At 67.4% G+C, this 9,025-nt stretch carries 7 protein-coding genes (1 of these 7 running past the window's edge); 2 read left to right on the top strand and 5 right to left on the bottom strand.

What is annotated here, in order from left to right; translation table 11 throughout:
- Positions 1–472, top strand: the 3' portion of a protein-coding gene (locus tag PBT88_RS09210) for a formate/nitrite transporter family protein (protein WP_270078888.1). 386 nt of this gene lie to the left of the window's left edge; 472 of the gene's 858 nt are visible here — the last part of the coding sequence; its start codon lies off the left edge, out of view; it ends in the stop codon at positions 470–472.
- A 107-nt stretch (positions 473–579) separates the two neighbouring features.
- Here the strand turns inward: PBT88_RS09210 and PBT88_RS09205 are convergent, their stop codons facing one another.
- The 5 genes from PBT88_RS09205 to PBT88_RS09185 all read right to left on the bottom strand — a co-directional run bounded on the left by PBT88_RS09205 (position 580) and on the right by PBT88_RS09185 (position 6,127).
- Positions 580–2,040 carry an efflux transporter outer membrane subunit gene (locus tag PBT88_RS09205; protein WP_270078887.1) on the bottom strand — a complete coding sequence of 487 codons (1,461 nt, stop codon included), beginning with the start codon at positions 2,038–2,040 and terminating at the stop codon, positions 580–582.
- Complete coding sequence (locus tag PBT88_RS09200) at positions 2,037–3,101, bottom strand: biotin/lipoyl-binding protein (RefSeq protein WP_270078886.1); 1,065 nt, start codon at positions 3,099–3,101, stop codon at positions 2,037–2,039. The genes PBT88_RS09205 and PBT88_RS09200 overlap by 4 nt, the downstream gene beginning before the upstream one ends.
- Positions 3,098–3,343, bottom strand: a complete 246-nt coding sequence (locus PBT88_RS09195) for a DUF1656 domain-containing protein (RefSeq protein ID WP_270078885.1) — start codon at positions 3,341–3,343, stop codon at positions 3,098–3,100. Before PBT88_RS09195 ends, PBT88_RS09200 begins: the two co-directional genes overlap by 4 nt.
- A complete protein-coding gene (locus PBT88_RS09190) occupies positions 3,343–5,442 on the bottom strand; it encodes an FUSC family protein (protein WP_270078884.1) in 2,100 nt (699 codons plus the stop codon). Before PBT88_RS09190 ends, PBT88_RS09195 begins: the two co-directional genes overlap by 1 nt.
- A gap of 97 nt (positions 5,443–5,539) precedes the next feature.
- Entirely contained in the window at positions 5,540–6,127 is a 588-nt protein-coding gene (locus tag PBT88_RS09185) for a DedA family protein (protein ID WP_270078883.1), read from the bottom strand.
- A 211-nt stretch (positions 6,128–6,338) separates the two neighbouring features.
- Here PBT88_RS09185 and PBT88_RS09180 point away from each other — a divergent pair, with 211 nt between their 5' ends.
- Positions 6,339–8,966, top strand: coding sequence for a M1 family metallopeptidase (locus tag PBT88_RS09180; protein ID WP_270078882.1), 2,628 nt, complete (start codon positions 6,339–6,341; stop codon positions 8,964–8,966).
- The last annotated feature ends 59 nt before the right edge of the window (positions 8,967–9,025 follow it).

The following is a 9,025-nucleotide window of genomic DNA, read 5'->3' as shown; positions in this document are numbered from 1 at the left end:
CCGCAATCTCGTCCGGCTCGGCCGGCTTTGGGCGATCGTCTTCCTCTCCAACATGGTCGGAACCTTCCTCGTGGCGCTTCTGATCGCGCATCGCGTGATCGTTTCGCCGGAGCAATTTCATGCCGCGATCGCGGTATCGGCCCGGATTCTCGAGCATGACGCCTTGACGACGCTAGCGCTGGGCGTCCCCGCCGGCTTTCTCGTCGCATCGATCGCCTGGATTCTGCCCAATGCACGCGGCAGCGAGTTCTGGGTGATCGTGGCGATCACCTATGTCATCGCGATCGGCGGCTTCAGCCATGTCGTCGCGGGATCGGGCGAAGCCTGGCTGCTGTGGCTGAGCGGACAATCGAGCCTCGGCCAGGCGGTCGGCGGCTTCATCCTGCCCGCCCTTGCCGGCAATATCATCGGCGGCACGGGGTTGTTCGCAGTCGTCGCCCACGGCCAGGTCCGCCGCGAAATCGGAGCATGACGGTCGCGTGGATGGACCGGGGATGGGCCAGTGTGGATGGGCTGTGGGAAGGAGCCCGGCGCTATCCCATGGCCGGCCGCGAGGGGACAGGCCGATGTGCCGAACGATCAATGCGGCTTGTCGGTCACCTGAGTCAGCGATGTGCCGATGACGGCCGGGGAATCCTGCCAGCCCCCGCCCAGCGCCATGAACAGGGCGATCTGATCCTGCGACACCTGTGCCGTCGTGCTCGCCAGCGCGTTCTCGGCCTCGATCAGCGTGCGTTCGGCATCGAGCGTATCCAGAAACTCGCCGATGCCGCCGGCATAGAGCCTGGCGGTGTTGGCGTTGGCGGTGGCGGCATCGTCCCGCGCATCGGCCAGTTGCCGTTCGGTATCCAGTTCGCGGGCGAGCGTGGTAAGCGACGTCTCCGTCTCGCGCAGGGCGGTCAGCACGGTGCCGTCGAAGCTGGCGAGCGCACCGCGCGCTGCGGCATTCGATTGCGCCACCTGCGCCCGCGCCGGGCCGAGATTAGGAATGTTCCACGTCACCAGCGGGCCGACATTCCACTGGAAAGCGCGGTTGCTGACGATATCCGGCAGGCTTGTCGCGATGGTGCCGATCGAGCCGCCGAGGCTGATCGAGGGATAGAGCGATGCGGTGCTCACCCCGATCGCGGCGACCGCGGCGGCCAGTTTGCGCTCGGCCTGCCGCACGTCCGGCCGCCGCGCGAGCAGGGCGGCGCCGTCACCGATCGGGACCGGCTTGCGGATCAGCGGCGGCGACGAGCAGGTGGCAACCGCCGCGGGAAAGGCCTCCGGCGCATCGCCGGTCAATGTCGCCAGCATGTAGAGCCCGCTGCGCTGCTGGGTGATCAGCGCCGGGAGCGTCGCGGCGGTCTGGCGCAGCAGCGTGCGGGCGCGCACCACATCGTTGATCCCGGCGATGCCGGCGTCGAAGCGGCGCTGGGTGACGTCGAGTGACTGCTGGGCGATGGCGATCGAGCGATGCGTCACCGCGATCCTGAGCCCGGCCGAGCAGACCGAGGCATAGGCCCCGGCGGTTTGCGCCGCGACGTTGACCCGCGCGAGATCGAGCGCCGCCTGCGCGGCCCCGACATCGGCCTTGCTGGCCTCGATCGAGCGCCTGAGCTTGCCGAACAGATCGAGATCGTAGGAGATCGTCCCCATCGCCTCATAGACCGCGCCGGGCTTGAGGGCGACCGATGAGCCCTTGGAGTCGCCCGAAGCCTGGCCGTAGCTCGGTTCGATCGCGAGGCTGGTTTGCGGCGTGCGCTGGAGTTGGACCCCGCGCAATGCCGCCTGCGCCTGTTCCAGACTGGCGAGCGCGACGCGCAGATCGGTGTTGCGGGCGAGCGCCTTTTCCTCAAGGTCGTTGAGCATGGGATCGTCGTAGAGCTGCCACCAATGCGGCGGCAGCGGCGCCACGCCGTCATAGGCCGCTTCCCTGCCGCCAGCCAGCACAGGCGGGGCAACCGCACCGGAGAGCACAGGCGGCTGCCGATAGTTCGGCCCGACCGTGCAGCCGGCAAGCGATGCGGTGAGCGCGATGGCAACGGCGCGCTTCATGGCGCGACAGCAGCGTTGGGACGGCCGATCGGCACGGACGCGGGGCGATCGAGCGGCGCGGTGTTGGGCACGATCGTCGAGGCCGGGATCGGCCGCGGCGCCACCTTGTGCAGCGTCGGCAGGATCGTCACCGTCGCGGTGCGCCCGGCGACCAGCCGGATGCCGACCGGCACCCGATCGATCACGACCCGCACCGGCACGCGCTGGGCAAGGCGGATCCAGCTGAACGTAGGGGTGATGTTCGGCAGCAGCACGCCCGAGCTGTTCTGCTGGCGATCGGTGATCCCCGCGGCAAGGCTGTCGACATGCCCCCAGAGCGGACGGCGATCGCCGAGCAGATTGATCCGCGCCCGATCCCCGATCTGGAAGCGGTGGAGCTTGGTCTCCTCCATGTAGCCGAGCACATAATAGCTGTCGGTATCGAGCAGCGCGAATTGCGGGCTGCCGGCGGCGACATAATCGCCGGGCCGCATCGAGAAGCCGGTGATATAGCCGTTGACCCCGGCGCGCACCGCGGATCGGGTCATATTGACGGCGGCGAGCCGGCGATTGGCCTCGGCCTGCTTGAGGCTGGCATTGGCCGATGCGACGCCCGCATGGGCCTGCACCAGCGCCGCCCGATCCTGCTCGACCGCCGTGACGCGTGCGTCGCGCATCTCCTGGCTCACGAGGTCGCCGAGTGCCAGGTAGCGCTTCTCCTCGCGCAGCGCATTGTCCAGCGTGGCCTGGGCGTTGGCGATCGCGGCCCGGGCATTCTCGATCGCGGCGCGGGCGCTCACGACCGCCGCATCGGACTGGGCGAGTTGTGCGGCATAGCGTTCCTGATCGACCGTGAAGAGGATGTCGCCGGCATGGACGAATTGATTGTCATGGACGCGGATCTGCGTCACCAGCCCGGCGACGTCGGCGCTGACCTGCACGATATCGGCCTGCAGGGCGCCGTCGCGCGTCCAGGGGTCGTCCTCATAATGTCGCCACACGATCACCAGCGCCACGATCGCGAGTGCGACGAACAGCAAAGTGAGGAGAACGCGGCCAGCAGTGGGCAGGAGGCGGGTCATTGTTCCGCTCCGGCGTTCGTGTCCGCGCCCCAGAGCGGGGTGCCATCAGGTGTCAGCGCCACTATCGCTCCCAGAATCATGCAGAAGAAGGAAATCTCGACCAGCGGCCGATGCCACGTCGCGCGATAAAAGCCGAGCCGCATCAACACGATCGACAGCAAGGCCGTCAACAGGACGGCGATCAGCAATTCCGGCACGATCGGCGAGAGGATGACCCCGCCGATGAGGAAATCATGCGTCATCACGGCAGCATTTCTCCCGGCGGCGGTAATCGTGCATCGTCCAGCGCGAGGTGCAGGCCGGTCAGGGCCTCGAGCAAGGGATCGCTCGCCGGTTCGGCCCGGATTGCCGGATCGTCAAGCGCCGTCTCGACCAAGGCGGCGAAGGGCTCGTCATCGGTTCGCCCGCCCAGCTTGGCACGATAGGCGACGGCGGCGCCCGCCCGTAACCGTTCGATCGTGGCACGAACGCCCGGCGACACCTCGTCTTCGTGCCGCCGGAGCGTCATCAGATTGAGGCCGATGCCGAAATCGTCGATCATCCTGAGCCGTGGCAGCGGGCCGCCGGCGGCGGCGAGCTCGGCCGCCGGGAAATAGAGCGCCAGCCGATCGACCGCCAGCAGCAGGAAGCGATCACGATCCGGTATGCGACGGCTGCGTGACAGATCGAGGATGTCACGCCGCACGGCGGCCAGCAGACGGCGCGTCGCGAACCTGGCCCGATCATAGCTGCAGACATGGAGCGAGGTGACGGCAATCAGCAGACCGACCAGTGACGCACTCAAGGTCTGGAGGCTCGTGTTGAAATCCGCTGCATAGGCGTCCTGCAGGCCCAGAAAGGCAAAAATATAGACGCACAAGAGCATCCCGGCCAACGTCATCGACATGAGCAACCCGAGCGGCAACATCGCGCAGCCGAGCACCGCGATCAGCACCGGGAAATCGGTCACGCGCGGCAGGATCGCATATTGGTAGAGGAAGACGAAGGCGAAGGCGGTGAGGATCAGCAGGATCAACCCGGCGCTCGATCGCAGCACCTGGCCCTGCCCGATCAGGAAGACGCAACCGACGAACGAGAACAGCAACGCCCCGCCGCCCGAATTCCACGCCGTGAAATACCATAGCAGGGTGGTGAAGCTCATCGACAACAGCATCGGCGCGACATCGAGCGCGGCGCCCAGATAGTCGATACTGCGAACCGGTTTGGCACGACGCGCGATCTGCTCCAGCCGGGGCGGCAGCGTCTGGCCGGTCTCGATCGCGCGCAGCGCCAGCGACAGGTCGGACCAATCCCGCACGAAGGCGCTCAGGCGGTTCAGCAGCCCACGCTCGACCATGATGATGCGGCTCGCCTGTGGATCGAGCTCCGCCCGCGCCGCCGCCAGTTCGTCCGCCAGGGCGGCGCCGCGCGCGACATGCTGGTCGGTCATCGCGTCGGGCAGTTCGGGCGCGTCGCGTACCCATGCCGTCACCGCATCGATCGATCGTCCGAGATCGGTCTGCAGCATCTCGTCGCGACGCAACGAGCGGGCCCATATCTCGATCGCCGCCAGATCGCCGATCAGTTCGACCACCTCGCGGCGCACGAGATCGAGATGACGGCCGCGCGGCGCCATCGGCACGACGTCGAACGGCAACTGGACCGCCTTGGCATCGATCACGCCGACCGCCTTGGTGAGATCGCGCAGCCCCTGGCGAACGACCTGCCGCCGATCCTCGTCCAGCGAACGGCTCGCGGTCAGGCTGAGCGCATCGATCATCCACTGGCGCGCCTGGCCGCGCCAATCGGCCATCGTCTTCAGGAAATCGTCGGTCATCGGCCGTGGCCAGAACAGGCTGTCGATGGCCGTGATCGCCAGGATGCCGAGCGAGATTTCGCCCATCCGCGCAGTCGCATAATCGAACATGTTGGTCGGCTGGAGCAGGTTGGTGAGCCCCACCACGCCGGCGGTGATCGCGCCCGAGAACCAGAAATAGTTGGTCGGCGTCCGGTCGGTCTGCTTGAAGAAGACGGCGGTGCCGATCACCGCGATGGTCACCCCGACGAGAATGCCGAGCTGGTCCCCGAACAGGCCGGTCAGCAGCAGCATGACGACACCGCCGCTGATCGTGCCGAAGAAACGGAAGACCGCCTTCGAGCGGATCGCGCCTGTCTCGGGCGGATTGAGGACGATGTAGATCGTCAGCACCGCCCAATAGGGATTTTCCAGATTCTGGCTGAACCCGGCCAATAGCGCCACGGCCGCGGCCGTGAATGCCTTGGCCGAAAAAATCAGATCGCGCAGCGTCGGTGGGCGCAGCGATTCGTAAATGCCGCGAAGGCTGAGCGGTGGAGAGGCCATTACGCTCCGGATACGGAGATCGGCGCCGGCGCGGAAGGGTCAGATTGCCGCAAAAGCCTGAATTTACGGATAGGCCGTCGCCCTATCGCCGTCCCGCTCAGCGATCGGCGACACGGTCGCCGGTGCGCCGCCGAAACGCCTTCCACGCGATCCGACCCAGCCATAGGCCGAGGCCGATCACGAGCAGGCCACCAAGGAGCGTCAGGACGAGCGAATTGGGGTGCGGGAAATATCGACCGAGCGGGCCGCCCAGCGCATAGCCGAGGGACGCGAACAGGATCGCCCAGAGCGCCGCCGCAAGCGCGTTCATCGGCAGGAATCGCGCTTGCGGCACATCCGAGGTGCCGACCACGATCGGGCTGACCGTCCGCAGCCCGTAGAGAAAGCGGAACCCCAGGATGAACGCGGTCGGATGGCGCTCCAGCGTCGCCAAGGCCCGCTCCGCAGCGGGCCGTTCGAGAAACTTCTCCACCCAGCGCCGATGCCGGAAATGCCGCCCCAGCACGAAAAAGGCCTGGTCGGCGGCGAACGATCCCAGCGCGCCGGCGACCATCACGCCCGGCAAGGTGAGGAAATGCTGATGGGCCAGCACGCCGCCGGCGATCACCACCGTCTCGCCTTCGATGGCGGCCCCGGCAAAGATCGTGGCCAGCCCGAACCGGGCGATGAGGGACTGAAGCAGCATTTCCCTCCGGGGATTTCAGGTCAGATTCGGGCCAATATCATGTTTTCACGCCGGAAGCCGATTTTCCTCGATGGCCTGACGGAGCGCGTTCTACGGCCGGGGCCTGCGCGCCGCTCGCGGCCCTGACCGCGGAGCGGCCCCATCGGTATCGCGCTGGCATCTGCCGCCGAGCATGGTAGCAATCCGATCCATGAATCGATCCGCCTCCGGCTTGCGCCGCGCTTCGCTCCTCCTCGCCACCGCTACCGGCGTTCTCGCGCTCGCCGCGCCTGCCATCGCCCAGACGACGCCCGCGCCGGTCGCGCTGCATCAGGCCCAGCTGCCGCGCACGGTCACCCCCACCCGCTATGACATCGCGGTGACGCCGGACGCCGAGAAGATGGTCTTCACCGGTAGCGTCAAGATCGCGATCGACATCCACGCGGCGACGCGGACGATCACGCTCAACGCGCTCGAGCTGACCATCGACCGCGCCAGCCTGGCCGGCGCCGGGACGCCGACCATCGCCTACGACCCCGAACTCCAGACCGTCACCCTCACCTTCGCCAAGCCGCTGGCGGCCGGCCGTTACACGCTGGACCTCGCCTATCACGGCAAGATCAACCGCAGCAGCCAGGGCCTGTTCGCGCTCGATTACGACACGCCCCAGGGCAAGAAGCGGATGCTCGCCACCCAGTTCGAGGCCGCCGATGCGCGCCGGTTCGTGCCGAGCTTCGACGAACCCGATCTGAAGGCGGTGTTCGGCCTGACCGTCACCGCCCCCAAGGACCAGTTCGCCGTCTCCAACATGCCGATCGCGCAGCAGACCGACATCGGCGGCGGCCTGAGCCGGGTGACGTTCCAGCCGTCGCCCAAGATGTCGTCCTATCTGATGTATCTCGGTATCGGCGACATGCAGCGCATCCACGAGGATGTCGACGGCGTCGATGTCGGCGTGATCGTGCGTCGCGGCGCCACCGATCAGGCCCATTATGCGCTCGACGCGGCCGCCCATATCCTGCGCTTCTACAATGACTATTTCGGGATCAAATTCCCGCTGCCCAAGCTCGATCTGATCGGCGGCCCGGGATCGGGCGGCTTCGGCGCGATGGAGAATTGGGGCGCGATCTTCTATTTCGAGAGCGACCTGCTGGTCGATCCCAAGACCGCGACCGATGCCGACAAGCAGAATGTCTACCTCGTGATCGCGCACGAGATGGCGCACCAGTGGTTCGGCGATCTGGTGACGATGGGCTGGTGGGACGATCTCTGGCTGAACGAGGGCTTCGCCTCGTGGATGGAGAACAAGGCCACCGACAGCATCCATCCCGAATGGCATGTCTGGCTGCAATTTGCCGCCGGCCGCGACAGCGCCTTCTCGACCGACGCGCTGACCTCGACCCACCCGGTGGTGGAGCCGGCCGATACGATCGATCAGGTCAACCGGATCGGCGACGCGATCACCTATGAAAAGGGCGCGGCGGTGATCCGGATGATCGAGGCCTATGCCGGGCAGGATGATTTCCGCACCGGCATCCGCCGCTATCTGGCCGCCCACGCTTATGGCAATGCCACGACGGCCGAACTGTTCCAGACGATCCAGGCCGCGTCGGGCAAGCCGATCGTCAAGATCGGCGACGATTTTACGCAGCAATCGGGCGTCCCGCTGATCAAGGAGAGCGATGCCGGCGGCAGCGTGTCGCTGACCCAGGGACGGTTCGGGCTGGATGCGGCCTCCCGCCAGCCCCGCCGCTGGACGGTGCCGGTGATCGCCGCGCCGCTCGGCCAGGCCGCCACAGACCAGGCCGCCGAACAGCGCGTTGCCGTGACCGGCACCGATCCGGTCGCGCTGAACGCCGGCGGCGCGGCGCCGCTGATCGTCAATGCCGGGCAAACCGGCTATTTCCGCACCCAATATGCCAAGAGCCAGCTGGCCCGGCTGGCGGCGGCGTTCGGGCAGGTGCCGGCGGCCGACCAGCTCGGCCTGCTGTCCGACACCTGGGCGCTCGCCGCCTCGGGTGATGGCGACCCGGCGGATTTCCTCGATCTGACCGGCAAGCTGCCGCTCTCCGCCGATCCGACCGTATGGGACCGGCTGAGCGATCAGCTGCGGACGATCGACGGCATCTACGCGCCCGGCCCGCAGCGTGACGCCTTCCGCGCCTATGCGCGGGCATTGCTCGCGCCCGAGTTCGCGACGCTTGGCTTCGACGCCAAGCCCGGCGAGTCGGACAATGCCGGCGTGCTGCGCAATTCGCTGATCCAGACGCTGGGTCGCTTCGGCGACGCCGGCGTGATCGCCGAGGCCCGTCGCCGGTTCGAGGCCCATGCCGCCGATCCGGCCTCGGCCGGGGGGCCGACGATGCGCGCGGTGATCGCCGTCGCGGCGGAACATGCCGATCAGGCGACCTTCGATCAGCTGCGGAAGCTGGCGGCGGCGGCGACCGACTCGCTCCAGAAGCAGCATCTCGATTTCGCGCTCGCCACGGTCGCGGACCCCGCAATCCTCCAGCAGGCGCTGGCGCTGACGCTGACCGACGAAGTCCCGACCACGAGCGGCCCGCGGATGCTCTATGTCGCGGCGCAGGCGAACCCCGATCTGACCTGGACGTTCGCGACCGAGCACCGGCCCTATTTCGAGAGCCGGCTCGATTCGTTGCAGCGCTACCAGCTTTATGCCCGCATCGCCTCGCCCTCGCCCGATCTGGCGCGCGCCGATCAGCTTCAGGCCTTCGCCGAGAAATATATCCCCGCCTCGGCGCGGCGCGACGTGCTCAAGGCCCAGGATGCGATCCGCACGCGGGCGCGGCTGCGCACCGCGGTGCTGCCGCAGATCGACCAGTGGGTGGCGAAACGCTGATCATCGGCCGGCCAGCCACTTGGCCCGGCCGGCCGACCTGTCATGGAATTAACCCGCGC

It is taken from the genome of Sphingomonas abietis, from assembly GCF_027625475.1.
Taxonomy (GTDB): domain Bacteria; phylum Pseudomonadota; class Alphaproteobacteria; order Sphingomonadales; family Sphingomonadaceae; genus Solisphingomonas; species Solisphingomonas abietis.
Note: the sequence above shows the minus strand (reverse complement) of the source record. Positions and strands in the feature narration are given on the sequence as shown.

Coding starts and splice junctions, on each gene's coding strand:
- PBT88_RS09190 (WP_270078884.1), bottom strand. CDS start 5,442: ATGGCCTCTCCACCGCTCAGCCTTCGCGGCATTTACGAATCGCTGCGC.
- PBT88_RS09195 (WP_270078885.1), bottom strand. CDS start 3,343: ATGACGCATGATTTCCTCATCGGCGGGGTCATCCTCTCGCCGATCGTG.
- PBT88_RS09200 (WP_270078886.1), bottom strand. CDS start 3,101: ATGACCCGCCTCCTGCCCACTGCTGGCCGCGTTCTCCTCACTTTGCTG.
- PBT88_RS09185 (WP_270078883.1), bottom strand. CDS start 6,127: ATGCTGCTTCAGTCCCTCATCGCCCGGTTCGGGCTGGCCACGATCTTT.
- PBT88_RS09205 (WP_270078887.1), bottom strand. CDS start 2,040: ATGAAGCGCGCCGTTGCCATCGCGCTCACCGCATCGCTTGCCGGCTGC.